At 69.4% G+C, this 25070-nt stretch carries 20 protein-coding genes; 17 read left to right on the forward strand and 3 right to left on the reverse strand.

What is annotated here, in order from left to right; genetic code table 11:
- Positions 1 to 222: 222 nt before the first annotated feature.
- The 12 genes from JIX56_RS21165 to JIX56_RS21220 all read left to right on the forward strand — a co-directional run bounded on the left by JIX56_RS21165 (position 223) and on the right by JIX56_RS21220 (position 14102).
- Positions 223 to 2007 carry a conjugal transfer protein gene (locus JIX56_RS21165; RefSeq protein WP_257542778.1) on the forward strand — a complete coding sequence of 595 codons (1785 nt, stop codon included), beginning with the start codon at positions 223 to 225 and terminating at the stop codon, positions 2005 to 2007.
- A gap of 94 nt (positions 2008 to 2101) precedes the next feature.
- Positions 2102 to 2374 (forward strand): TrbC/VirB2 family protein, encoded by a 273-nt coding sequence (locus tag JIX56_RS21170; protein ID WP_033524502.1) that lies wholly within the window; start codon positions 2102 to 2104, stop codon positions 2372 to 2374.
- A gap of 48 nt (positions 2375 to 2422) precedes the next feature.
- Positions 2423 to 2908, forward strand: a complete 486-nt coding sequence (locus tag JIX56_RS21175) for a hypothetical protein (protein ID WP_257542779.1) — start codon at positions 2423 to 2425, stop codon at positions 2906 to 2908.
- Between the two features lie 120 nt (positions 2909 to 3028).
- Positions 3029 to 6010: an ATP-binding protein gene (locus JIX56_RS21180; RefSeq protein WP_257542780.1), complete on the forward strand. Its 2982-nt coding sequence runs from the start codon at positions 3029 to 3031 to the stop codon at positions 6008 to 6010.
- Positions 6011 to 6070: 60 nt separating this feature from the next.
- Positions 6071 to 6673 carry a hypothetical protein gene (locus tag JIX56_RS21185; protein ID WP_257542781.1) on the forward strand — a complete coding sequence of 201 codons (603 nt, stop codon included), beginning with the start codon at positions 6071 to 6073 and terminating at the stop codon, positions 6671 to 6673.
- A 230-nt stretch (positions 6674 to 6903) separates the two neighbouring features.
- Complete coding sequence (locus JIX56_RS21190; RefSeq protein WP_257542782.1) at positions 6904 to 8883, forward strand: hypothetical protein; 1980 nt, start codon at positions 6904 to 6906, stop codon at positions 8881 to 8883.
- Positions 8884 to 8934: 51 nt separating this feature from the next.
- Positions 8935 to 9555 carry a hypothetical protein gene (locus tag JIX56_RS21195; RefSeq protein WP_257542783.1) on the forward strand — a complete coding sequence of 207 codons (621 nt, stop codon included), beginning with the start codon at positions 8935 to 8937 and terminating at the stop codon, positions 9553 to 9555.
- Positions 9556 to 9593: 38 nt separating this feature from the next.
- Complete coding sequence (locus JIX56_RS21200) at positions 9594 to 10205, forward strand: hypothetical protein (RefSeq protein WP_257542784.1); 612 nt, start codon at positions 9594 to 9596, stop codon at positions 10203 to 10205.
- A gap of 2 nt (positions 10206 to 10207) precedes the next feature.
- Entirely contained in the window at positions 10208 to 11419 is a 1212-nt protein-coding gene (locus tag JIX56_RS21205) for a hypothetical protein (RefSeq protein WP_257542785.1), read from the forward strand.
- Between the two features lie 7 nt (positions 11420 to 11426).
- Positions 11427 to 12089 (forward strand): hypothetical protein, encoded by a 663-nt coding sequence (locus tag JIX56_RS21210; RefSeq protein WP_257542786.1) that lies wholly within the window; start codon positions 11427 to 11429, stop codon positions 12087 to 12089.
- Between the two features lie 127 nt (positions 12090 to 12216).
- The gene (locus tag JIX56_RS21215; RefSeq protein WP_257542787.1) at positions 12217 to 13809 is read left to right on the forward strand and encodes a WhiB family transcriptional regulator; all 1593 of its coding nucleotides are present in this window, start codon (positions 12217 to 12219) and stop codon (positions 13807 to 13809) included.
- Positions 13810 to 13832: 23 nt separating this feature from the next.
- Positions 13833 to 14102, forward strand: coding sequence for a hypothetical protein (locus JIX56_RS21220; protein ID WP_257542788.1), 270 nt, complete (start codon positions 13833 to 13835; stop codon positions 14100 to 14102).
- A 16-nt stretch (positions 14103 to 14118) separates the two neighbouring features.
- Here the strand turns inward: JIX56_RS21220 and JIX56_RS21225 are convergent, their stop codons facing one another.
- Positions 14119 to 14691: a hypothetical protein gene (locus tag JIX56_RS21225; RefSeq protein ID WP_257542789.1), complete on the reverse strand. Its 573-nt coding sequence runs from the start codon at positions 14689 to 14691 to the stop codon at positions 14119 to 14121.
- A gap of 61 nt (positions 14692 to 14752) precedes the next feature.
- Between JIX56_RS21225 and JIX56_RS21230 the strand changes: the two genes are divergently transcribed.
- Positions 14753 to 17524 carry a hypothetical protein gene (locus JIX56_RS21230; protein WP_257542790.1) on the forward strand — a complete coding sequence of 924 codons (2772 nt, stop codon included), beginning with the start codon at positions 14753 to 14755 and terminating at the stop codon, positions 17522 to 17524.
- A gap of 40 nt (positions 17525 to 17564) precedes the next feature.
- Here the strand turns inward: JIX56_RS21230 and JIX56_RS21235 are convergent, their stop codons facing one another.
- Positions 17565 to 18212: a Uma2 family endonuclease gene (locus JIX56_RS21235; protein ID WP_257542791.1), complete on the reverse strand. Its 648-nt coding sequence runs from the start codon at positions 18210 to 18212 to the stop codon at positions 17565 to 17567.
- A gap of 130 nt (positions 18213 to 18342) precedes the next feature.
- The gene (locus tag JIX56_RS21240; RefSeq protein ID WP_257542792.1) at positions 18343 to 18783 is read right to left on the reverse strand and encodes an ATP-binding protein; all 441 of its coding nucleotides are present in this window, start codon (positions 18781 to 18783) and stop codon (positions 18343 to 18345) included.
- 233 nt (positions 18784 to 19016) lie between these two features.
- Between JIX56_RS21240 and JIX56_RS21245 the strand changes: the two genes are divergently transcribed.
- The 4 genes from JIX56_RS21245 to JIX56_RS21260 all read left to right on the forward strand — a co-directional run bounded on the left by JIX56_RS21245 (position 19017) and on the right by JIX56_RS21260 (position 25014).
- The gene (locus JIX56_RS21245) at positions 19017 to 19898 is read left to right on the forward strand and encodes a helix-turn-helix domain-containing protein (protein ID WP_257542793.1); all 882 of its coding nucleotides are present in this window, start codon (positions 19017 to 19019) and stop codon (positions 19896 to 19898) included.
- 10 nt (positions 19899 to 19908) lie between these two features.
- On the forward strand, positions 19909 to 20112 hold the full coding sequence (locus JIX56_RS21250) for a DUF397 domain-containing protein (RefSeq protein ID WP_257542794.1): 204 nt from the start codon (positions 19909 to 19911) through the stop codon (positions 20110 to 20112).
- Between the two features lie 271 nt (positions 20113 to 20383).
- Positions 20384 to 22774 carry a pectinesterase family protein gene (locus JIX56_RS21255; protein WP_257542795.1) on the forward strand — a complete coding sequence of 797 codons (2391 nt, stop codon included), beginning with the start codon at positions 20384 to 20386 and terminating at the stop codon, positions 22772 to 22774.
- 242 nt (positions 22775 to 23016) lie between these two features.
- On the forward strand, positions 23017 to 25014 hold the full coding sequence (locus tag JIX56_RS21260) for a PA14 domain-containing protein (protein ID WP_443032058.1): 1998 nt from the start codon (positions 23017 to 23019) through the stop codon (positions 25012 to 25014).
- Positions 25015 to 25070 lie beyond the last annotated feature (56 nt).

Below are 25070 nucleotides of genomic sequence, written 5' to 3' on the forward strand. Positions count from 1 at the left end.
CGAGCCCGCTTTCCCGGCGTGTCCCTGACACTTTTCCCGACGACTTTCCCGAACCCGGCCTGCGCGGGAATTCCCGGTCTCCCGACGAGGAAAGCGGCGGCGGTCCGGTGACAGGTCTTTGTCACACTGCCTGCGCACCTGGCTGGGCCAGGGCCCGTCGTGCGGTGCGGTCGTGACCCGCCCAGGCGGACGGGGAACCGACTCGCTGGAGTAACCGACTCGATGACAGACCACAACAGCCCTGCTGGCGCGGTCGGCGGAGGCCAGCCTTCCGGGCAGCCCGGGTCCTTCGGTCCTCCCCAACAGCCGCAACAGCCGCATCAGCAGGCGTGGCACGCGCAGGGCCAGGGCCAGCAACCCCCTGCCCCGCACCAGCCCCAGCCGGCGGCCCCGCAGCCCTCCCACCCCCAGCCGCAGCAGCTCCCCTCCGACGCGGCCCGCGCACAGGTCGCCGCCGCCTGGGTGCGCAACACCCCCCAGGCCGGCCAGGCCGCCGTACCGGCGTTGCCGCCGCGCGAGACCCGCCCCGCGAGCGAGTCGAAGAAGGAGAAGCGCGAGCGGGAGCGGGCGGCCCGCAAGGCCGCGTACGAGCAGAAGAAGGCGGCGAAGGAGCAGCGCAAGAAGGGCGGCGCGGCACCGGCCCCCGCGGCGGCCGCCCAGACCGCGCCACCGGCCGCCACCACGGCCGCGCCTCAGACGCCCGTCCCCGCCAACGCCACTCTCACGCTCAGGACCCAGTCCGTCGGCACGGCCGGCGCTCCCGCCTCGGCCCAGCCCGCCACATCGGGCGGCGCTCCCGCCGCAGCCCGGCCCACCACGTCGGGCGGTGCTCCCACGAAGGCCGGCGCCAAGCCCGCCCCCGCCCGGGACTTCGGCGTCCCCAAGCCCGGCGGCCGTATCGCGACCGGCGGCCGCGGTACCCATGTCGCCCTCCGCGCCACCCTGCTGATCACCACCTGCGTGTTCGCGCTGGGCTCCTGCGGTGTGATGGGGCTGGTGATCGGCAAGTCGTCGACCCCCGCGACCGCCGGGCTCGACCCCGCCGACGCGGCCAAGTACCGCCTCTCCGAGTTCCCGACCCGGCAGGCGGCGACCTTCGCCGAGCAGTACGCGCTGCTGTGCATGACGTACTCCCCGGAGACCGCGTCCACGCGCCGCGACAACCTCGCCCGATACACCTCCGCCGGCGTCGACGGCGAATGCGGCTGGGACGGCAAGGGAACGAGTACGGCCGTCTCCGCCACGTGGGACGGAACCGCCGAGACGCTCACCGAGTACGGCGACCACGGCCGCTACCTGGGGGTCCAGGTCCGCAGCCAGGACGGCGAGGTGACCACCCTCACCGTGCCGGTCTATGTGAAGGACCTCGCCACCGGCGAGGGCATGCGCGTGGCGGGCGACGTCGGCCAGATGCCGCTGCCGCCCCTCGCGGACGCGCCGCCCGTCGACCAGGACTCCGAGGTCGTGGACGACACGCTGGCCGACCAGCTGCGGGAGCAGGTGCTGCCGGGCTACTTCGAGGCGTGGGGCGCGTCCGACACCACGGCGATGGCCCGCTTCACCACGTCCGACGCCACGCCCGCCGCGACCACCGGACTCTCCGGCCGGCTCACCAAGCCCACCGTCAGCGATGTGGTCGCACTGGTGCCGGCGAACGTCCAGGGGACCGACCCGTTCAACTACGCCAACGGGCAGGCCGTACAGCTCCGCGTGGTCGTCGCCTGGACCGACGCGGCGGGCGGGGCCGTGACCCGCTCGTACCGGATGACCGTGGTGAGCACGGCCCAGGGCTGGTTCATCAAGGACGTCCGCGGCGGCGTGCTGGACGCGGAGGGCGGCCGGGCCGACACCGACGAGGACACCGCCGTTCCCGGTGAGGACGCCGCGTCCGACGAGGACAGCGCACCCGACGAGGACGACGCCGTCCCGCCGTCGGGTTCCCCGTCCACCTCCAAGTCTCCTCAGTCCTCTCAGTCCTCGAAGGACAAGCAGTCCGACAAGTCCTGAGCCCTCGAAGGACAAGCAGTCCGACAAGTCCTGACCGGCACCACGTCCCCCCACTCCACAACGCTCCGCACTCCCTGATCGAGAGGAACCACCCGTGTACCTGGCAGCCACCCTGGATTCGATGTTCGGAGAGATCCAGGACATCCTCACCAACGCGGGCACGATGGTCGCCGTCATCGCCCTTCTCGTCCTCGGCATCCGCATGCTGCTGTCGATGAAGCGCGGCGACGGCATGCGCGAGGCCTTCCAGGGCTTCGGCATGATCGCGCTCGCCGCCCTGATCATCGGTGGCGCCAGCGGCCTCGCCGGTGTGCTCATCGACCTCGGCAGCCAGATCGGCGGCGGCGAGGGCGGCCAGGGCAACTGACGACTGACGTCTCATCAGCCGCCTTAGCAACGAGGGGAGTCAGCCGCGATGGCCCAGGAGGCACCGCCGGAGCCGCTGGTCGCGTACGACCACACCGATCTGGTCAACCGTCCCAAGCGGATCTGGAACTGGGGCAACATCCCGCTGCCCGGCCTGCTGCTGCCCGCGCTGGGCGCGGCCTTCGGCTTCGGCCTGGTCTGGCTCATCGCGCTGTTCACCCTCTCCGCGTTCCTGCCCTTCCTCGGTATGTCGATGTGGACGTCGATCCTCTACTTCGGACCGCCGTTCGCCGTCTACTTCGTCTGGGGCCGGCCGCTGCCCTCGGCGCTCACGCTGAGCCAGCAGCTGGTGGTGTGGACCGACTGGTGGTTCCAGCCCAAGCGGCTGCAGGGGCTCTCCGCCGACCAGGAACCGGAGGAGCTGCACTGGCAGGTCATCCTCTGGACCCCCGGTTCACCACGCTGGCAGGCGAGTTACGACGCCGCACGCCAGGCCGCGGCCGAACGCGGCACCGCGTTCTCCGCACACCGCTGAGCCCGCACCGCCCCGTCCCCGGCCCACCGCCGACGCACTGACCTCCGACCCACTGACCTCCGACCCACTGACCTCCGACGCACCGCAAACCGACCTCGATAACCGCAAGGTGACTCCTCCATGTTCATGATGATCCTTCTGGGCGGGGCGGCCGCCTTCTTCGTGGTCGCCATGATCATGGCCGCCTCGTCGGGCAAGAAGCAGGGCCAGGGCGGGGGCGGCAGAAGCTCGTCCTCCTCCCGCTCCAAGTCCTCCGGCTCCTCGGCCTCCACCCGCCGCGAGGACCTCCGCCTCCCCTACCGCTACGCCGACGACATGATCTTCGTCCACGGCGACTCGGTGTGGACGGGCCTCGTGCTGCCCACCGCCATCGACGAGTACCTGAATGCCGGCGAACTGCAGGCGATGGCCGAGGGCCCGCCCCGCGGCCTGCTCAACCTCGCCCGCGGCGACCGCAACGTCGAGTGCCACTACCGCAAGGTGTACCAGCCGATCACCGCGCTGACCTGGGCGGAGGACCTCAACGCGATCGCCTGGGACCCGACCGAGAACTACAAGGCGTACAACCTGCGCAAGGCCGAGTACCAGGAGCGCATCGGCGCCAAGCGGGAGCGCAACATCCTGCTGGTGAAGCTGGGTTCGGTGAAGCGCACCGGCGGCGGTACGGGCGTGCTGTCCCAGGACGACGAGCCGCACGACGACCCAGGGCTGCTCAAGGGCGTGAGCGGCGCCGCCGACCAGGTCGCCGCCGCCGCGACGGGTGTCGCCGACGAGTACCTGTCCCCGTCCGTGGTCGCGGAGTGGACGCAGGTGGCGTCCGAGGTCCACGAGAGCCTGGAGAACCTCCGGGCCACCCCCCTCACCCGCGAAGAGCTCGTCTGGCTGATCCGCAAGCCCCTCCACGGCGACCTGCCGGTCCCGCCCGAGCCGGTGCTCGGCTCGCGCGCGTGGGGCCCCAACGCGTTCGACCTGGTCGTCGACTTCTCCGGCGAGAACCGCAAGACGCACATCGTCCTGAACCAGTACGACGAGGTCACCGGCGAGCAGCAGACCAGCTACACCACCACTCTCGTCGCCGCCAACTGGCCTGCGGAGACCCGCTTCCGCCAGTCGACGGCATGGGCGCGCTACGCCGCCCAGCACGTGGACTTCCCCGTCGAAATCGACATGCGGTTCACGCTCATCCCGTATCTGAAGTTCAAGGACCGCGCCGACAAGATCCGCGGCAACCTCGTCGACGAGATGAACGACATGGCCAACTCCGGCCGCAGCCCCGACACCAAGCTGGCCACCCAGGTCACCCGCGCCCAGGAACTCGTCGACGACATCGACGAGCACAAGATGCCGGGCATGGAGGCGCAGATCCGCTTCACGATCTCGGCGCCGGACCTCAAGGAGCTGGAGCGTCGCCGCCGTGTCCTGGAGATGCAGTTCAAGCAGGACCTGAAGGTCACGCTGCTGCGCCCGACCCGTCAGCAGTGGCGTCTGCTCCAGTCCCAACTGCCGGGCGACGCCCCCAAGTTGCCCATCGCGCCGTACATCCGCCTCCAGGAGGTCGAGCAGCTCGGCGCCGGCCTCCCCACCGCCGGGACCGAGCTGGGCGACAACCCGGAGCAGCGCTCCGGCAAGCGCCTCGGCTGGGTCGGCAACCTGGTCGGCTGGGCCGGCAAGATGCCGGTGCACTACTCGCTGCACGTGGGCCCGGCGCGCAATGACGGCGGTGGTCTGGCGATCGTCGGCGCGTCCGGCGGTGGTAAGTCCTCCCTGGCCCTCCAGAAGTTCTACGAGGAGTCGGAGTCGGGCGTCCGCTGCCTGGTCATCGACCCCAAGACCGACTTCGCCCAGCTGTGCTACTACCTGGGCTTCGGCTCCCAGGTGAACGACCCGGCCTTCGCGAGCGACGCGGAGCAGGGCCTCCTCGGCACTCCGCAGAGCAAGTTCCAGCCGGTGAACCCGGAGTTCTGGGCAGAGACGGAGGTCGTCGACCTCCTGAAGGGCCAAGCGGGCGTACTGGACCCCTGGGTCATCGCCCGTGACGTACCGGCCGGGCGCCTCCTGGCCGAGTCGATGCTGCGCGGCTTCCTCGGCGACGAGGACTACCAGCGCGTACGCCTCCCCGTCATCGAGGGGATGGCCACGGTCATCGGCCGCTACAACTCGGCGATGCGCCAGGCGGTCGAGCAGGGATACACGGCCCGAGACGCCGAACAGCATGTACCGCGGCCGACGTTGTGGCAGGTGGTCGACGAGGTCGTGGCGGCGTACGAGCACGCCATCGAGACGGGCGACCGGGAGGCGGCGAAGGACCTGAAGCTCGCGCAGATGCTCCTCACCGAGCTGCGCACGCTCCCCTACGCCCGCCTCGCCTTCGCCGAGCGCCCACAGTCACTGTCCAGCATGCGCAAGCGCCGTACGGTCATCACCCTCCGCGGCTTCCAGTCCCCCGCGGCCTCCGACCCGCGCAGCTGGAACCCGGCGGAACGCCTCGCGGCGACGGCCCTGATGGCGGTCGTGGAGCTGGGCAGCCAGATGCTGGACGTCGGTTACGAGAAGAACCCGGTGACGGGCGAGATCGGCCTGCGCCCCAAGGCACTGTTCGTGGACGAGGCGTACGTCGTCACGGCCACGGAGTCGGGCCGCGACCTGATGCGCCGCGCCCTGAAGCAGGGCCGCTCGTACCTGGCCGTGACCGTCCTGATCACCCAGCAGGCCATCGACCTGGTCCAGATCGAGGACTCCGAGGCCCGCAGCGGTGGCGCCAACCAGATCCACACGGTCTTCGCCTTCAAGCAGAAGTCCGCGCAGGAGGCGTCCCTGGTGGCCCCGCTCCTCGGCCGCCCCGAGGACGACCCGAAGGTCATCGCCGCCCTCCAGGAACTCCGCACCGGTGTCTGCCTCCAGCGCGACGCCGACAAGCGCGTCGGCACGGTCGCCGTCGACCTGGTCTTCAAGGAGATCCTCGCCGCCACGGACACCAACGGCACGACCCGCCCGGCCCGCCAGGGCATCAATCCGCCGCTGAGCGTGTGGGACTGGACGTTTTTGCAGGAGATGGAGGAGGACCCGGCACGGTCGGCGACACCGGAAACGGCCGCCGTGTGACCTCCCCTGCCCGAGCTTGCTGATCCCCCCACCCCGATGCCCCTTAGGCGAAGAAGGACCATGCGAATCAAACGAGCACTCACCATCGGCGCCCTCCTCCTGATGTCCACGTCCTTGACGGCATGCGGCGACGACGACAAGAGCGAGTCTTCCGAGAAGGCAGGCGCTGGGGCGAGCAAGGGGAGTGCAGAGGCGGGCGCCGAGGAGACGAGCGGCGGTCTGCCTTCGGCTTCGGACATGGCTTCCATCGAGACCTTCCTCAACCAGTACGTCGGCTGCTCAGACCTGCAGCCAGGCACCGAGTGGGACAACTCGACACAAGCAGAGAAGTACCCCTCCTGGGGCGAGTACATCACCGATGAGTCCGCCTGGGCCATCAAGGAACGCGCTGTCTGCAGGGACAGGTCCGGGCACCCGAACACCCTGGTGCTCATGTCGAGCATGAAGCAGTTCCAAGCCACCATGAAGGCGGAGGGCTACAGCGGCATCCTGATCGGCAAGGACTTCGCGGTGAAGCCGTACGACGACGAGGCAACCCAGGCACTGAAGGCGTCCGGCCTCGTGAACCTGGTCTGCGATGCGGAAGTCGAGATCCCCAGCGGCTACAAGCAGGAGCCCGCAGAGGCCGACGGCTGTCTCCTGACCGACTACTTCATCGACTGATCCATCCCGAAGGACTTCTCATGCTGACCCTCAGCCGGCTCCGCGCCGACTTTTGCCCGGCACGGCGCCGGCCGAGGCGCTCCCTGCGAACGAAACTCACCAGCGCCGGCGTCGCGGCACGCGCCGCGCTGTTCGTGATACTCGGGGTGATCGCTCTCTCGCTCTCCGCACCACAATCGGCGAAGGCCCTCTTCGATACCTGTGACTGGACGGCCCAGAGCACCAACCAGATGGCTGACAACCCTGGTGCCGCAGAGAACATCTTCCCTGCGGTGAAGCAGTGGGACAGCAAGGGTGGGCTGGTCTCCGGGGCCACGCGCCTGTCAGGCGAGCCCAGGGACTACACGGTCTACGAACTCGGCGCGTTGCGAGGCCTCAACTGGGCCGCGACTCAGCAGAGTCAGGAGCAGGCGAAGCAAACCGAGAACGGAGCGGCGGCCGGGGAGAAGGCCGACGACGACGACTGCAGCATCCAGAACGAGATCTACAACTCCATCGCCCAGATGGTGTTCGACCTCAGCAAGTTCATTACCCGCGCTTCGATCAGCATCAAGGAGATCTCCTCCAACCCGAGCCCGCTGGCCGCACTGTACGAGGGCACTGTCGAGGGCGACAACAGTGTCGTCGACCGTCTGAACGACAACGTGTTCAAGCTGGCCGTACCCACCATGATCCTGCTCACCGGACTCTGGGTGTTCGGCAAGTGGCGCAAGGGTGACATGCGTGAGGTCTGGTCCGGTGTGGGATGGGCCGCGTTCGTCGTGATCGCGGTATCGGCGTTCCTGGTCGACAACAACTACACGCGCGTGGTCGAGACCGCCGACTCCGGAATCGCCCAAGGGAACGCCGCATTGACCGAGGCCGTGTTGGGCGGCGCGGTGGACGACATCGATCCGCCGTGCGACCTGGCCGCCAACGCACCTCAGCGCGGCATGCGGATATCCAGCTGCGCCATGTACGACACCCTGGCGTTCCGCCCCTGGGCCATTGGCCAGTTCGGCGATCCGGGCAAGCAACGCATCGAGTACAAGGGCACCGCCGCGTGCGACTTCGGATCAGCGAACGGAAAGCGGTGCACCGATCTGCGGGTCAGGCAGGTCATGGCCCAGTCGATCACCAATTTCGACTACTACAAGAAGTCGGAGACGAAGGGGGGTGTCATGAAGGACAAGGAGAACCAGTACGGAGAACTGCGCAACTACATCGCTACGGAGCACGATGCCCGCTTCTACGAACAGTGGAGCGGAGACAAGCCCGGTAACCGCATCACCATGGGCGTCTACGCTCTCATCGCCTCCCTCATCGTCGGCATCATGGTGGTCGTGCTCAGCGCCCTGACGCTGCTGTGGCACGCGGTCACCCTGATCATGATCATCCTGCTGCCGCTGATCGCGATCATCTCGATCCACCCGACCCAGCAGAAGCTGCTCAGGGGCTGGTGGCAGACCTTCGTGCACAGCTTCGTACTGCGCGCCGGATTCGGCGTGGTCCTGACCATCCTGCTGCTCTTCTACCAGTTGATCCTGCCGCTGCCGGTCCCGCTGGGCATGCAGTTGCTGATGCTGCTGCTGGTCACCATCGCCGTCGTCATGTTGCTGAAGAACCTGCTGTCCGGCAAGTTCTCGCCGCAGGTCGCCGGGGCGGAGGACGCCCTGGGTGTCGGGGACGCGGCGAACAAGGCCACCGCCATGGCCCCCGGCCTCGCCGCCTCCACGGCCCGTACTACAGGTCGTGTCGCGGGTACCACCGCCCGTGCGGGCGGCAGCGCCGCACGGGGTACCGCCTGGGCGGCGGACCAGCTCATGTTCAAGGGCAAGTACCGGGGCAAGATGCAGGAGAAGGGCTGGCTCGGCCAGTCCAAGCGCGAGCAGAACCAGTCCGCCTACTGGGCGAAGAAGGATGCGGGCGAGGCCCGAGCGGACAGGGCGGCAGCCCGCGTGGGGAACAACGGCAACACACCGCCGCCCCAGCCCGAGCCGGAGCCGGATCCGGGGGGGCAGGATCCCACTCCCTCCAGGCGCAGCGGACGCGTCAGCGGTTCGAGCGGTACGCAGACCCCGCAGCCGGCGCCCACGCCGTCGCCCACAGCCCCCGCACCGCGCCCGGAGCCACAGCCGGCGCCCCGCCGACCTGCTGCTCCGGCGGATCCGACGCCGCCCTCTCCGCCACCGGCCCCACGGGACCCCCGTGGCCCGAGCGGCCGCGTCTAGCAAGCCGCCGCCGACCGCCTGACATGCCGCCCCACCCCGAGGAGCCGCCCCATGCCCGCCCTGACCACCGACCGCAGCCCCGACCAACTGATCGGGGAGATGCAGCGGTTCTTCGGCGTGGACTGGCCTACGGTGTGGGCCGGGGTTCCCGAGGACGAGGGCAAGCGCACGCACTGGTGCGCGGGCTTCGGCTGGCGCCCGCTGTGGTTCGAGGCGGGGCTGCGGGTACGTACGGCGCTGGGCGGGCGCCTGCATCTGGCCTCGGCCGCCCCGGGGCAGCCGGTGACCCGGGTCGAGCACATGGTCTGGGCGGCCCGCGCCCGCGACACGGACGAGAACCGGCGGGTCACCGAACTGGCTGAGGCCCGCTGGACGGCCTACCTCGACGCTCTGCGGGGCCTTATGGGCGACCCGCACTGGAACGGCACATGGGACGCCCCCGACTTCCCGGAACTCCCTGGCCGAGGCCCCTGGTACAGCCCTGAATGGCGCCTGGCCAACCAGGATCCGCGCCGGGTCGCGGTGTGGTGGTTCAGTACGCCGGGAGCCCCGGTGATCGAGCTGAAGATGACACTCGGGACGGGCTCCCAGGCCGAGCCGGCACCCGCCGATGCGAGGATCGGGCTCAGCTGTCATGCGCCGCAGGACAGGGGGAATCCCGGACCGGCCTGACAGCACCGACATACGAGAGACAGACGCAGGAGCACACCATGCCGACATTCCGGATCGACGAACCGCCGCAGCGCCTGGCCGAGGAACTGGCCGGCCTCGAGCACGTGGACTGGCCCGCGATCTGGGCCGGCCCACCCTACCCGGGCCCGGCGCTGAACGACTGGTGCGCGCTGTTCGGCTGGAAGCCACTGCCCCAGGACCGCGTCCTCGCCGTGCGCACCGCGACAGGCGGCCGACTGAGTCTGCAGCCCGTGATCGGGGGGGGCTGGAGCCCGGTCCGGTCTCTCGGCTGGACGACCTGGCACATCAGGGCTGCCACCGCCGAGGAGAACGAGCAGGTACTGGAAACGGCGGCGGAAGCCTGGCCCAGTTACGAAGCCGCCGCCCGCGAAGTGCTCGGCGCACCGGAGTTCTCGGGTGCCTGGGACTCTCCCACGTTTCCCGAACCCCCGAGCGAGAGCCACTGGCTCCCCTCTCGTGAGATGCGCCTGCGCAACCGCAGCCCATACCGGATGGCTGTCTGGAAGGGCGCGAGTGCCGAGGAGCCGGACATCGTGCTCGCAGCGTACAGCGGCGGAGTCACACCGCGCGGCGTGGGCCTGCGCGGGGTCATGATCGAAGTGGACTGCTACCCGAAGGAGATCGAGTGAGCGTGGACACCGCCATCCAAACGCCCATTCAGCGCGCTCTCGATCTCCAGAGAAAAGCGGACGCTCCCCTCCCCAAGGAAAAAGCCGAACAAATAGCCCACGAGATCATGGAGTCGGCTGCGGCAGCCGGCAAGACCATCGAGGAATACGTTGTCGACTACGCTAAAGGACTCGACGTCAAGGCTCCTCGGGAGGGAATGAAGTCAGCCTTCTGGTCCTATGGCATTCCTCATCCGGACCTTCCGATGGACAGGGTGCTGAGCAGCCAGTTCCTCGCTGCGATCTGGAGCGAGATGGAGAACGAAGGCCAGCGCGGCAGCACCCGCTACCTGGAGGGCACTCCGGGTGGGCGGGATCTGGGTCAGCTGCACCTGTGGGACACCGAGGTGCGCAGGACGTTGGACTTCGACAAGGATGAGGGCGACGCCTTGGCGCGCCGAGCCTGGAGCGCCCTGTCGGAGAACTACGCCAAGGCCACCGACGGAGAAGCGATCGTCTTCGCCGGCGAGCTCGCACCCTGGAGCGTCGCCTACGAGACCGAACTGCCTCAACTTCGCAGGACGATCGGCGCCGAGAACATCCACTTCATGTACGACCTCTCGGAGCAGACCCTGGAAGGCCTTCCGCCCGAGAGCCAGCAACTGCTGTCCGACGCGCGCGTCCGCTCACACGTTCATTTCTGGGCGCCCGACGCCGAAAACCCGCCGCCCGAGAAGTACTGGGAGGCCGGCTATCTGGACTTGGACCACCTCAAATCGTTGCCCACCCCTGAAGCCCAGCGCGCCGCCATTCTTGAAGTGTGCGAGCGCGTGACGCTGTTGGACCAGCAGCAGGCCGAAACCGAAAGGCCTGCCGAGCAGAATCTGGACCTGGGTGCGGAGCAGGAAGTCACCGCCCCCGGTGTCGAGGAGCAACAGCCGACGGCGGTCTCCCTCTCCGAACAGACACCACAGACGCCGGCGGCCGAGTCCGGGCCTCCCGTCCTCGCCAGCACCCACGGCACCTTTATGCCCGGTGTGGAGGTGAACGCCAAGGTGGGCCCCTTGCCCATCCAGCCACTCGCAGCCTCGGCGCAAGCCGCAGGTGCCGACTTCATGCCCGGAGTCACCCTGAAGCCCGCCCCGGCCCCCGCCACCCCGGCCCCCACCACCCCCGCTCCCACACAAGCCGCTCCCGCCCCCGAGCAGGCGCACGGCACCGGCATGGGAGAGTGACCGGTCCATGAGCCCCACTACGGGCACCCGCACTGGCGCCAAAGACAGCTCCGACAGCGGTCGCCCCCCGTCCCACCTCCGCCGCCTCCTCCAGCAGGACAAGAACGACCCCTGGGCCGTCCGCCTCCTCCCTCGCATCGTCTTCGGCCTGGCCGCCGCGTACACCCTCTTCCTGATCGCCTCGCAGAGCGGCTCGTCCTTCGTGATGGTCTGCGCCGTGCTGCTCCTCGGCGGAGCCATCTGGCTGCTCCGCCGCCGCACCCAACTCCTCCTGGCCCTCGCCTCGACGATCCTCGCCGCGGCCTTCAGCGGCTACTTCTCGGCGGTGAGCGACGCGGCGCGGATGAGTACGAGCGCGGCCGTCACCGGAACGGCAGCGTTCGGACACTGGGCCCTCGCCGGAATGGCCTTGCTCGGCGCGTGGATGGTGAAGGAGCACCCGGGGCGGCGCGGTGTCACGGTGGTGATCGCCGATGTGATTCTGGTCATCGGCTCCGTCGCCGGCATGTTCGTCCCGGAGGCCGGCGTGCCGATCGGATTCGTCGGGGTTCTCGGGGTCCTGGCCATACGCGGCGCAGGTGCGAAGGCCGTGATGGCCCGGGCCAGGAAGGGCCGGCAGGTCATCAGTCGGCTGCGGCGGCGCGAAGCCCGGAAAACGGCGGACAGTTGAGGCTCTTGTGAATGATTCGTCGCGTCACTGTTCGTTTCCGGCCAGTACTTTGCACATGCGTTGCAACAGTTTGACAAGATGCTTTAGAGTCCCCCGCGATCACGGATCACCACGGGGGATGTTACTCATGCGTATGGCGAGCCATACGACGCTGGCCAGGCTGCCCGTCCAACCTGCCCGCAAGGCGGTTCCACGGGAAGCCCACATACCCGACGCGGCGCTGCCGTGCCGGCGTCGGCCGGACGTCTTCCAGCACCCGCTGCTGGACAACTCAGAGAACCCGCACGGCCTTCACGGCCCGGACGGTACGGCGGCAGCGACGGCCGCAAGCGCTTCGCCCGACCAGCGCCGCCAGCACCTCGTCCTGCTCCGCACCGCCCGCGACCTGTGCGCCTCCTGCCCGCTGTGGGCGGAGTGCCTGCAGGACGCGGTCGCGTACGCGGAGCCGTACGGCTACACGGCGGCGACCACCCGGGAGGACCGGCGTGCGCTGCGCCGCATGCTCGGCATCGGTGACGAACACGGCGACCTGCCGGCGCACGCCGCGGTCCGTTTCGACTCCGGCTCCCTGCCCCGGCGCCTGACCCGGCTCAGGTCCCGCGCCGACGAGTCGTCCGCGCATCCCGCGACCCGCCGTCAGGCCCCGCCGGAGCTTCCCGAACTGGAGCGGATCCTCGACGCGTTCGACCTGCTCCAAGGCCAACTGGCCCATGATCAACCCCTGTTGAGGGAACGAACGCAAAGCGGCACGCCGACACCGCTGTTGCAATCGCACATCACCTCACAAGCAACTGACAGGCAGCCGCCCCCCACGGGCGGGCCGTCGCACACGCCCGGACCGTCGGACGACAGGAGCGAGGAACCCATGGCAGCGGCCGAGGCCGGGCAACGGATCACCTTCTCGTACGAGGATCCCGCCCTGGCCGTACGGCAGGCCGTGCTCGGCCCGCTGGTGCGCTCCGCCCTGCCCGCGCTCGCCAGCCTCGAACAGCTCGTCGCCATGCTGACCTGCATGCCCGGCGGCACCGACACCGCCCCCGAATCCCCTCGGAACATCCCCGCCGTACGGGAAGCCGTCGAGTCGCTCCTCCCGGTCGGCGCCGACGCCCCGGAGGGTGCCGAGGGCACGCCCCTTCCTCCCCAGCGCCCGCTCACCGGATCCGTCTCCGTCGAACTCGCCACCACCGACCCGGTGGCCGCACTGCGCCGCGACTTCCTGGAGCCGCTGCTGCGCGAACTGGCCGCCACCCTCGCGAACATAGAGAAGGTCGCGACGATGCTGGCGGCCGCCTCGGACGAGACCGGCGACGCCCATCTGGAGACGATCCGCACGGCTCTGCGCGAGATCCACGACCGTCTCCCGCGCTCGGTCACCCCCACGCCCCACCCACCGACCCACCCCGCGCACGCCGGGCATCGGGCCGAGGGCACGGGACATGCCCGCCGCGCCGCCTCCGCCCCCAGCATCCGCGCCGCCGTCGAGAAGGCCATCGCCACCTTCCCCGGCGCCTTCTCCGCCCGTGACGTGCTGCGCGCCCTGCCCGCGGGCGTCTACGGCGACCCGTCGAAGACCATCAGCAACGTCCTGTCCGCGCTGGTCAAGTCGGGCCGCCTGCAACGCCTTTCGCGCGGCACGTACGCTCGCGTCCTGGACGTCCTGAATGTCGAGGACATCGACGACACCCTCCTCCCCGAGCGGGGAGAGGCGAAGAGCGCCTGAGCCGGAAGGAACACCCGACCCCGATGACCGAACCGACCCCGCCCCCGCCCGCCGCGTCCTCCGGCGCGTCGGACGCCCAGGTGCACGTCTTCTCCCCCAACGCCGGCCTGATCGACGGCGTCCCCGTCACGGCCCCGCCCTACGGCGACATCCAGGACGTCGTCCTGTCGATCCTCCAGCAGCGTGCCCAGCAACTGGGCGCCCCCACCCCGGCGACCATCACGGACAACCGGTACGGCGGGGCGATCCGACTGCTGATCCACCCGGACGGGACGACGGAACAGCTGGACTGAGGATCGCCCAGGCCGATCAGGCGTTGGGATCGGTGCCGCCGGGTGGAGTGCTGTGCTTGTCGATGTTGGCGAGGACCGCGCGGGCGTTCTCGATGTTCATCTCCAGGATTTCCCGCTCGAAGTCACGCGGCTCCCGCCGGTAGCGGGCCTTGCCCACTTCGGAGACGAAGGCGCCGGCAGGAACCGCATGCTCGCCCGGCGGAATGAACTTGGGGATCTCCTCGAATGCCGCAACGGTGTAAGCCACCGCGCCTCGCATTTTGTGATGCTCTGACTTCGGTGTGTTGAGGAGCTGGATTCCAGCGGACTCGGAGATTCGGAATGCGACCTCTGCGAATTCCCCGGGGTCGATGATCTCCGACGGCTCAGCACCACCGAACGCCGGCGCGGGCGGCGGAATCACCGAGGTCATGCGGAACGTGAAACGGCGTGTCCTGCCGCACTGCCCGCAAGCACCCTCGTACACGGCGATCAGATCGTCGCCGTGCAGTTCCAGCCGGTGTTGGCGGTCGAAGTCGCCGGATCCGCACTCGCAGCGATGCAGGTCCATATACAGATGTGCTTCGGCCGATGAGCGCGCTGTCAACATGACATGATCCTAGAGGTTGTTCGGCGCATTCGTCTGCGCGGATACGGGGGAGGAACATCACGTGGACACGACGGTCACCGACGCGCAGTTGCGAGCCCGGCAGGCGACGCTGATCGCGACGGTGGAACGCGAGCTGCGCACCGTGACGTCCGTCGTCCTCGGCGAGCGATTCAGGTCGATCGAGAAGAAACAGTCGAACGACCGGAGAGAGTACTTCGCGCTGGAGGACACCCAGGGCGGCTCGGCGAGCCTCTGGCTGGACGCTATTCCCATGGTGTCGGAATTGATCTCCAACACGATGACGAATACGACGACGGATCAGTACATCGTGCAGATATCCGACCGTCTGCCCAGCGAATTCCTGACCCGTTTCCTCGCCCACGAGGTGGGGGAACTCATCGCCGTTCGCGACCGGTCGAGCCAAGGTCTGGCACCGGTACGCGAGAACCTCCTGAACCAAGAGGCCGACCTCGGTGACCGGCACGAACTGTCGAGCCGGGACCACGGCCGCATCGCCGAACTGAACTGGCTGGCCACCCAGGCCTCCGACACGGAACTTCCGGGGCCGCAGCGAGCCGAGGCCCGTGCCGACCTCTCGGCCCTGATCGACCGGTGCGGTATGCGGCCGGTGTCCGCGGCGGCCGAGGCTGAGTCGTACGAAGCCGAAACGGAAGCAGCCGATACGCGGCGCTACGTGTCGTGGAACTTCTTCTCCTACGAGGCCAAGCACCTGGTCTCCGCCCTCGCCCGCCCCATAGAACAACTCGACCCCACCGACGCCACCGCCCTCCAGGCCTCCCGCGATGCCGCCCTGCGAGCCGAGCGCCAGGTCGAAGCCTTCATCGGCCGGCGCGAAGTCACCATGCCCATGCCCGGCTACGACCAGAACGGGCTCCCCCTCCCCCGCGACCAGTTGGAGTCGGCGGCCACGCAGTGGGCCGAGTACCGCGCCCAGGTCAGCGCACGCACCGCGCAGGCGATCGAAGGGCAGCTCGCGCAGGGGGAGTTCCCGCGGCGCCGGGTGGTGATCGGCGGCGGGGCGAGCCTGACCGGCCGGGACGCGGACGCGCTGTTGATCGACGGGGCGGGCCGGTGGCATCTGGACCCCGGCCGGGGGATCGTGCAGTCGGCGGACCAGGACCGGGACCTCGCCGAGTGGATGGGCGTCGACCCGCACTCCACGGTCGAGAGACCCGGAGACCGCCTGCCCATCCACGCCGTACGGGTTTGGGAGGACCAACTGGCCACCCGGGGAGACGTGGTGAACGGCCACGCCCGGCTGCGGCTCGGCCGTGACAGTGAACTCCTCGTCGAGATACGGACGTTGGGTGAGGACGGCCAGGAGAGCGCGACTCCGCTGTGGGTGGCGTGCGAGGGGACGCCGAGCATCGCGACCGGTCTGACGCCGGAGGTCGTGCCGGGCATGCCGCGCGGGGAGTTCGCCGTGGAGAGCCGCAGCGAGGCCGTACGGCTGATCGGTGACCGGCTGCGGGAGCTGGAGGGGCAGGGTCTGCCCGGAGCGGGCGAGATGCGGGCCTGGCTGATCCAGGCCGAGCGGGGCGGCACGGACGCCCGCACCGTGCTCGGCGCCCTGAATTCCTCACCGCTGCTGGACGCCCTCACCGCCGGCCTCGGAACCGACAGAGCCGGCAGAGCCCGTCTGGACAACTGCGTCACCGCCCTCGAGTCGACCGCGCAATGGGAGACCTCGCGCGAGGAGGCGCCGGGACGGGTACTGCTCGGCGACGAGGTCGCCGAGAACCGCTTCGACGCGCACCAGGCCGAGCACTGGGTCGTCGCGGGCTCCGGCGGCACCGGGGTCGCCAACGCGGAGATCATCCTGACGCAGAACCTCGACGCCCGCGTCACGATCATCGGCTCGGCGCCTCCACCGGCGCTGCGGCACCAGGTCCAGTTCCCGGCGATGGAAAAGACGTACGGCCCGGGCGGTGACGGGCGCCTGACCTTCATCAGGGCACAGGTGGGCGCCATCGAGACCTACCAGGACGAGCAGACCGGCGAGACCCGTTTCCAGATCCCCTACGAAGAAGGAGACGGGGAGAACAAGCAGCGGAAGATGCTCCGAACCGACGGCTACGTCACCAGCCTCGGCCGCACCAACCCCCTCCCGTCGGCCCTTCAGGTCCTCGCCGACGAGGTACGGGACCGGGGCGGGGAGATCTCCGGGGACCTGCAGTTCGACAAGGACGACCAGTACATCGGCTACGGCCTCACCTTCACCGTCGACGGCAAGGAACACCGGGTCGACGTGGACGGCGCGGCCTCCTGGCAGCTGCCGCGCGAGGTGTTCGCCCCGGAGACGGGCCTCCAGCAGCAGCTGAACGAGATGGGCGCCCGCGGCCTGCCCGCCGAGACCGGCAACGCCGCCCCCGGCTTCGCCCCGATCGCCCGCCAGAGCGCCCTGCGGGCCCGGGCCGTCGCGGCGGCGGAGGCCGGCGACAAGGAGGCCGTACAGCGGAGGTCGACCGTCCCGGATCGCTGGCTACGCCCGGAGTTGGGACCGGAGACAGAATCAGGCACGGGAACGGACACGGAACCCCCGCGCACAGGCCCCGGAAACACCGCCCCGCCTCAGGAGAAAGCGCCACTTCAGGAACAGGCCCGGTCCCGGGCGCAAGCCTCCGAAGCAGAGCGGGACCCGACACCCGCTGCCCCCAAGCCCGCACGCCACCAAGCCGTACCCGGTTCACACCTGTGGCAGTTGGGCGTGCCCCACGGCCGCACCAGCCCACTGCCCGGCCCCACGCAGCAGCCGCAGCAACCGCCGCCCGGCCACCAGCGGCCGGAGCCGGGGCTCGGTATGGGCGACTGACGGAGCATGGACACCGTCCGAGCGGGCACGGACAACCGCTTCAGGCCCGTTTCGGCCCGGTGATCGCCTCGTCGATCACGAAGCCCTTGGCAGGGCCTTCGGGGATGACGATCTCCCTGCCGTAGGGGACACGGTGGATGTCCTCCCAGTCGGCCTTGTCGGGGCGGGGCCCGGTGAGGAGGGTGACGGCGCCCTGGCCGTCGTAGTCGTCGATGATCATGTAGACGGGGATGCCCGCGCGGGCATACTCGCGGCGCTTGCGGACTCGGTCACGCTCCTGGTTGCTCTTGCCAGGGGAGACGACTTCGACGATCATCGCGACAGCATGAGCCTTGATCCCGAGGCCGTCCTCGTCCTCGACCAGCTCCACGTCCCTAGGAGCCACGAGACCGTCCGGAACCCACGCCCTGCGTGTATGGATCACGTTCGTGTCGTTCCAGGCGCCGTACTCGCTGCCCTTCAAATAAAGCGCTAGGGCGTCCCGCAAGCGGTTGACGACCTGAGCATGTGCAAAGCGACCGGTGGGCGACACCTCGATGGCTCCCTCGATGATCTCAGCGCGGTAGCCCTCGGGGAGTTCCATGGCCTTCCATAGCTGCCACAGACCCTCGTCCTGGTTGGGTCCGTTCACGAATTCAGCCCCAGCCTCGGACATGGTCTCGGGCCTCTCATGTGCAAGAGCGGTCAAGGTGGCACCTCCTCCTCAAGTGTGGGCTTGGCGTGCTTGGCACACAAGCAACGCCGTCACGTTAGGCAGCCATACGGGCTCACCTGCGGAAACGTCCCCGGTTCACTCGAACTGGTGACGCAGGAACGACTCACCCCACGAGCTCCTGGAGCCCCAGCTCGAACCACACCCCCTTCGCGAACCGCCCCGCCCGCCCGTCCGCGACCCCCCACCCGTCCGCCATCTCCGCCACGAGCGCCAGTCCCCGCCCCCAGCAGGCGGCGCCCACGTTCGCGGGCCGCACCACCACCGGTGGATCCGCGCTCTCGTCGAACACGCTCACCCGCAGCCGGGCCGGGGTGAGGCGGACCCGGAGCATGGCGGTGCCCTTGGTGTGCAGGTGGACGTTGGTGACGAGTTCGGAGGTGCACAGGGCGGCGGGCATGACGAGGTGTTCCCGGTCGTGGGTGAAGAGGACGGCTCGTACGAAGTCCCGGCAGAGGCGGGGTGCGGTGGCGTCCGCCTCGGCGAACAGGCTGTATTCGTGGGTGAGTTGGGCCGGGCGGTGGGCGGCACGGCGGGCTGGGTCCATGGGGGCTCCTGGTGAGGGGGAGGGAGTCGGGGGTCCCGCTGCTCGGCGATGGCGTTGCCCTCGCGGGTGCTCTGTCGGCTTATGGGCAGGGGAGGTGGACTGGTTTCGGTGCGTGACCGATTCCACACTCACCGTAGGACTAGAGGGCTTTCAGTTACAACCCAATCACCCTTATCGGTGGACCAACCTCCTCAACCACGGCAGACTTCGGGTACGCCATCAAGGAGAGATCCGTGGGACTTCGCACCACCATCAGCGAGCGCCAGCGACGCCTGGGCTTCGAACTCAAACACCTGCGCGAACACGCGGGATTGACTGCTGCGGAGGCCGCCGAGCAGATCAAGATGGGCCGTGTTCAGCTGAGCCAGATCGAAACCGCGAAGACAACGATCCTCACCCCGCGACTCCGCGAACTCTGTGACCTCTACGGTTGTACAGATAAGGCCTACATCGAGTCACTGGTCGCCATGTCCGAGGCGACGGGCAAGGGCTGGTGGAGCGCACACAAGAAGCGTCGGAGCATGGACGCTCTCAACACCGCCGAGCTGGAAGCGAGTTGTACCGCCCTTCGGATGCACCAGTCGCTTCTCATCCCCGGGCTCTTTCAGACGCCCGCGTACGCCGAAGCCATCTTCGCCAGTACGGGGCTGGGTTTCGAACGGAGCGAGGGGGCCCTTGAGTTCCGTATGGAACGGCAGAGGGTGCTCACCCGCGAGAACCCGCCCTCCGTGCACGCCGTGATCCACGAGTCGGCGCTGCACATGCAGTTCGGCGGAGCCAAGGTGCTCCGCGAGCAACTGCTGCACCTCGTCGAGCTGGCACGGCTGCCCAACGTCACGATCCAGGTCTATCCGTTCAGCGCCCAGGTGTACGGGGCGGTCAGCGGCCACTTCGTTCACGTCGTTCCAGCGGTCCCGGCGCTGGGCACCGTACTGCTCGAACTTCCCGTAGGACTGCAGTACTTGGGCGACAGGCCGAGCCTGGAACAGTACGAGAGGCTGTTCCAGCATCTGGCCAAGAACGCCCTCGCCCCCATCGACGTATCGTTGGCCCCTGAAACACACTCGGTGAAGGACTCGCTGGCCCTCATCCAGCATGTGCTCTACACCCTCTAGGGAGGCCCCCATGACTGAGCTCAACTGGCAGAAGTCGAGCTTCAGCGCGGGCCCCGAGGGCGAATGCCTCTACATAGCCACCACCCCCGACGGCACCCTCCACCTCCGCGAGAGCGACGCACCCCACACCATCCTGGCCACCGGCCCCCACGGCCTCGCCGCCCTCCTGCGCCGCGTCAAGGCCGGCCCCGCCCGGGCCACCTCCGGACGGTAGCGAGCGCGGGCGCGAGAAGCGCGGGCGCGGAAAGCACTGGCGGTCACGCCCAGCAGCCCTCAGCCGGGGGCCGGCGCCCCCTCGTCACCACCCGCCCCCCACACCCCACGCACCCCCACGCACCCACCCACCCCCACGCACCCGCCCACAGACCCATCCCTTATCCTCCCCGCACGCGCACAGTTCCCCCAGCAGCCCCACCTGCGCTGTAGCGCCCCACCTCCCCCATGCCGACACCGCACGTCCCCATGGGCCGAAAGGGCTGCCGCACATGACCGAGGGTCCTTCCCGGAGACCGATCGCAAGAGCGACGAGGCACCGTCGCAGGCGAGGTCGCCTGCGTACGACCGCCGTCGCCACCGCGATCTCCGCCGCCACCGGCGGCGTCTACGCGCTGACCGCCGAAGCCGCCGTGACCTGCGCTTCTCCCACCTTCAAGCGGCAGCTCTTCGCCAACACCACCTTCTCCGGTACGCCGAAGAAGACGGACTGCGACGCGAAGATCAGCGAGAACTGGGGAACGGCGGCGCCCGCCACCACGCTGCCGAAGGACAACTTCGGCGTCCGCTGGACCCTGACCCGCGACTTCGGCTCGGGCGGCCCGTTCACGTTCACCGCCACCGCCCGCGACGGCATCCGCGTCCACGTGGACGGCGAACGCAAGGTGAACATCTGGAAGAACGTTTCCTCGACCCAGCAGCAGACCGTCAACGTCACGATCCCCTCCGGCAAGCACACCCTCCGCGTCGACTACGTCAACTGGACCGGCGCGGCGAACGTCTCCTTCGCCTACGCACCCCGCACCTCCGCCACCGTCGACAGGACCGCACCCCTCGCGCCCGCGAGCCCGAAGGTCTCCTACGACGAGAGCAGTGGTCACGCCAGGCTCACCTGGGCGGCCAACAAGGAGATGGACCTCGCCGGTTACCGCCTCTACCGGCGGCTGAAGGGCGACACCGCGTTCGGTGGCACCCCCCTCGCGACGACGACCGCCCCCTCGTACACCGACACGACCCTCCCGAGGACCGGCGACACGTACGAGTACCAGCTCCGCGCCCACGACAAGGCCGGCAACGCCTCCACCGGCTCGGCGGCCCAGTCCGTCACCACCGTCGACGAGACCGCCCCCGCCCTCCCCTACGACCTCGCCGTCACCGACGCCACCGACGGCAACAAGCTGACCTGGAAGGGCGTAGAGGAAGCGGAGAGCTACTTCATCTATCGGGCGACGGCCGCCGACGGGACCTACACGAAGATCGGCTCCTCCACCGGGACCTCCTTCTACGACGACACCGCCGCCGAGAAGTCCACGTACCACTACGCCATCGCCTCCGCCGACGCCTCCGGCAACGTCAGCGAGCGCACCGCCCCCGTCGTCTCCACCCGCGCCGACCGCACCGACCCGGCCGCGCCCACCGGTCTCGCCGCCGAGGGCACCGCCGACGGCACCGTCCTGACCTGGACGGCCAACACGGACGACACCACGGCCTACCAGGTGTGGGTCAGGCGGCCGGGCCAGAGCGACTTCGCGTACCTCGACACGGCCACCGGCGTCACCACGTACACCGACACCGCCGCCGCCCCCGGCACCGAGTCCGCCTACCTGCTCCGCGCCGTCGACGAGGCCGGCAACGTCTCCGCCGGTTCGGCCACCGTGGCCGCGACCCGGCCGCACAAGGTCGCCCCCGTCCCGGGCGCCGACGCGGTCGTGGACCCGGACGGCGACGGGGACTTCACGAGCGTGCAGGCCGCGCTGAACGCGCTCGGCGCGGGCACGGCCGCCGACCCGAAGGTCATCCAGGTGAACCCGGGGACGTACAGGGAACTCGTCCAGGTCGACAACAAGTACGTCCGGATCGTGGGAGCCGGTGACGACCCGTCCCAGACCGTCATCACGTACGACAACGCCGCCGGCACCCCGACCGCCGACGGCACCGGCACGCTCGGCACACAGAACAGCCGGACCATGTACGTGAAGGGCTCGGACTTCCTCGCCCGCAACCTCACCATCGAGAACGCGTACGACGAGGCGGCGGGCAGCTACACGAACGAGCAGGCCGTCGCGCTGCTCACCCAGGCCGACCGGCTCGTCTTCGACCACGTCCGCTTCCTCGGCAACCAGGACACGCTCTTCCTGAAGTCGACGACGACCACGACCCCGAACCGGGTCTACTTCACCGACTCCTACGTCGAGGGTGACGTCGACTTCGTCTGCGGCTACGCCACCGCCGTCTTCGACAACTCCACCTTCAAGCTCCTCAGCCGGGGCTCGAACAGCAACAACGGCTATGTGGCCGCCCCGTCCACGGACTCCTCCACCGGCTACGGCTTCCTGATCACCAACTCGACGCTGACCAGCGACGCCCCCGACGGCACGTACCACCTTGGCCGCCCCTGGGTGACCGCGTTCAGCGGCGCGAAGGGCAGCCTGGTGATCCGCGAGTCGTCGCTCCCGGCGGCCATCAAGGCGGCGCCGTACCAGGACTGGGCCTCGAGCGGCACGACGTACTCATGGAAGGACTCCTTCTTCCGCGAGTACGCCAACACCGGCGCGGGCTCGGTCGCCTCGGCCACGGAGAACCGCCCCCAGCTCACCGCCGAGGAGGCCGCCTCGTACGAGAAGGCCGACTACCTGGGCGACTGGACCCCGGACCTCGACTGACGCACGCGCCCCACGAGTCCCACGGGTCCCACGGGTCCCGTACAACCAATCCCCCACCTCAACTGTCTGATCGTCGGCGGCAACGTCCCCGGCCGCCGACGATCAGGCACCAGGCGTCACACACCAGGCACCAGACACAAGGCATCACCCACCAGGCACCAGGCACCAGACACAAGGCATCACCCACCAGGCGTCACACACCAGGCGTCAGGCACCAGCGCCGAAGGACCCCCGTGATCCCGATAACCCCAGCCAGACGTACGACAGCCGTAGCCGCGACCGCGACCGCCGTCGTGCTCGCCACCGCGGGCGGACTGCTCACCGCGGCCGCCGCGCCCGCGGCCGCCGCCGTGACCTGCACCTCGCCCGTCTACAAGCAGCAGTTCTTCGCCAACACCTCGTTCTCCGGTACGCCGAAGAAGACCCTCTGCGACAGCGCCATCGACCAGAACTGGGGCACCGGCGCGCCCACCTCCGGCCTGCCGAGCAACAACTTCGGCGTCCGCTGGAGCGTCACCCGCGACTTCGGCTCCGGTGGCCCCTTCACCTTCACCGCCTCGGGCCTGGACGGCATCCGCGTCTACCTCGACGGCACCCGCAAGATCGACCTCTGGAAGAACGGCACGACGACCGTCTCCAAGACCGTCAACCTGACGATCCCGTCCGGCAAGCACACCCTCCGCGTCGACTACGTCAACTGGACCGGCTCCGCCAAGGTCAAGTTCACGTACGCGCCCCGCACTTCGGCCACGGTCGACAAGACCAGGCCCCTCGCGCCGACCGGCCTCGCCGCCACGTACTCCGCCGCCACCCAGCAGACCAAGCTGACCTGGTCGAAGAACAAGGAGATGGACCTCGCCGGGTACCGCGTGCACCGGCAGGTGGCGGGCAGCGGCAGCTGGAAGCTGCTGACCACGACGACCGGCACCTCGTACACCGACACCACGCCCGCCAACGGGGCGAAGTACGAGTACCTCGTCGTGGCGATGGACAAGGCCGGGAACATCTCGCCCGAGACCGCGCGCACGACCGTGACCAGTACGGCCCTGGGCACCCCGACCGGGTTCACCGCCACCGGCACCGACACCGGCGTCGCCCTCTCCTGGAACGCCGTGCCCGGCGCGAGCCGCTACCGGGTGATCCGCACCGGCACGAACGTGCCCAGCGCCTCCTGGCAGCCCACCGGCACCTCGATGACCGACACGAGCGTGGCCCGCTCCGTCGACTTCACGTACAGGGTCGCGGCGGTCGACGCCAGCGGCGGCGCCGTCACCTACACCGCCGCCACGACCACGCGCCGCCTGGTCGCCGCTCCCACGGAACTCAAGGCGTTCCCGCAGTGGAGCTCGATCACCCTGACCTGGCGGATGGACGAGGACGAGGACACCGGCGGGGACTACCGGGGCTTCCACATCTACCGGTATCGCGAGGCGACCGGCAGCTGGATCAGGCTGCAGTACTGCGACCCCTACCGGCGCACCCTCGCCGACGGCAGTGTCCAGCACCTGTGCACGGACTCCTCCCTCGAACCCGGCGACACCCACCGCTACGCGATCGCCGCGTACGACAAGTACGAGACGGATTCGGCCCGGACCGCCGAGGTGGTGGCCAAGGCCTCGACCGACGGTACGGGCCCCTCGGCCCCCGCCGCGACCGCGACGCCCTCGGACTGGGGCACCACCCTGACATGGAAGCCGGTGACCGACGCCGACCTGGACCGGTACTCGGTATGGCGGGGCACGACCGTCGTCGAGGGCGGCTCCACCGTCTGCTCCGCCCCGGAGCACATCGGCTACGCCGACGTCGACGAGACCTCGTACCGGGACGCCAACCCCGCGGACGGCGAGAAGCTCTGCTACGTCGTCCGGCCCGTCGACTTCGCCGAGAACGCCGGCGCCGGCACCACCCTCCACATCACCGAACCGGACCTGAGGCCCACGGTGGAGACGCCCTCCGGCGCCACCCACACAGCCTGGGCGAGCGTCACGAGCTTCGGCACGGAGGTGGCGTTGACCCTGACGTCCCCCGCGGGCACGGAGGACTACTACGGCACCCGTGTCTCCCGCTGGAACCCGCAGACCGGCATCTTCGACCCGCTGCCCGAGTCGGACTACTCACCGCTCTACGACAGGGGCGTCCCGACCGGCACGACCCTCTGGTACCAGGTCTCCGGCGTACGCGAGGACGGCAGCAGCTCCCTGCCGGTCCTCGTGAGCGTGGCCGTACCGCCGCTCTCCTGAACGACTCCGAGCCGACGCGGAGGGGCGGCGCCGGAACAGGCCGGCGCCGCCTCCTC

Origin of the sequence: Streptomyces sp. CA-210063 (genome assembly GCF_024612015.1) — a bacterium.
Taxonomy (GTDB): domain Bacteria; phylum Actinomycetota; class Actinomycetes; order Streptomycetales; family Streptomycetaceae; genus Streptomyces.

Excerpts from the sequence above, each read along its gene's own strand:
- JIX56_RS21165 (WP_257542778.1), top strand. The coding sequence starts at position 223 with ATGACAGACCACAACAGCCCTGCTGGCGCGGTCGGCGGAGGCCAGCCT.
- JIX56_RS21215 (WP_257542787.1), top strand. The coding sequence starts at position 12,217 with ATGCGTATGGCGAGCCATACGACGCTGGCCAGGCTGCCCGTCCAACCT.
- JIX56_RS21200 (WP_257542784.1), top strand. The coding sequence starts at position 9,594 with ATGCCGACATTCCGGATCGACGAACCGCCGCAGCGCCTGGCCGAGGAA.
- JIX56_RS21240 (WP_257542792.1), bottom strand. The coding sequence starts at position 18,783 with ATGGACCCAGCCCGCCGTGCCGCCCACCGCCCGGCCCAACTCACCCAC.
- JIX56_RS21195 (WP_257542783.1), top strand. The coding sequence starts at position 8,935 with ATGCCCGCCCTGACCACCGACCGCAGCCCCGACCAACTGATCGGGGAG.
- JIX56_RS21225 (WP_257542789.1), bottom strand. The coding sequence starts at position 14,691 with ATGTTGACAGCGCGCTCATCGGCCGAAGCACATCTGTATATGGACCTG.
- JIX56_RS21250 (WP_257542794.1), top strand. The coding sequence starts at position 19,909 with ATGACTGAGCTCAACTGGCAGAAGTCGAGCTTCAGCGCGGGCCCCGAG.
- JIX56_RS21185 (WP_257542781.1), top strand. The coding sequence starts at position 6,071 with ATGCGAATCAAACGAGCACTCACCATCGGCGCCCTCCTCCTGATGTCC.
- JIX56_RS21175 (WP_257542779.1), top strand. The coding sequence starts at position 2,423 with ATGGCCCAGGAGGCACCGCCGGAGCCGCTGGTCGCGTACGACCACACC.
- JIX56_RS21210 (WP_257542786.1), top strand. The coding sequence starts at position 11,427 with ATGAGCCCCACTACGGGCACCCGCACTGGCGCCAAAGACAGCTCCGAC.
- JIX56_RS21180 (WP_257542780.1), top strand. The coding sequence starts at position 3,029 with ATGTTCATGATGATCCTTCTGGGCGGGGCGGCCGCCTTCTTCGTGGTC.
- JIX56_RS21190 (WP_257542782.1), top strand. The coding sequence starts at position 6,904 with ATGGCTGACAACCCTGGTGCCGCAGAGAACATCTTCCCTGCGGTGAAG.
- JIX56_RS21255 (WP_257542795.1), top strand. The coding sequence starts at position 20,384 with ATGACCGAGGGTCCTTCCCGGAGACCGATCGCAAGAGCGACGAGGCAC.
- JIX56_RS21220 (WP_257542788.1), top strand. The coding sequence starts at position 13,833 with ATGACCGAACCGACCCCGCCCCCGCCCGCCGCGTCCTCCGGCGCGTCG.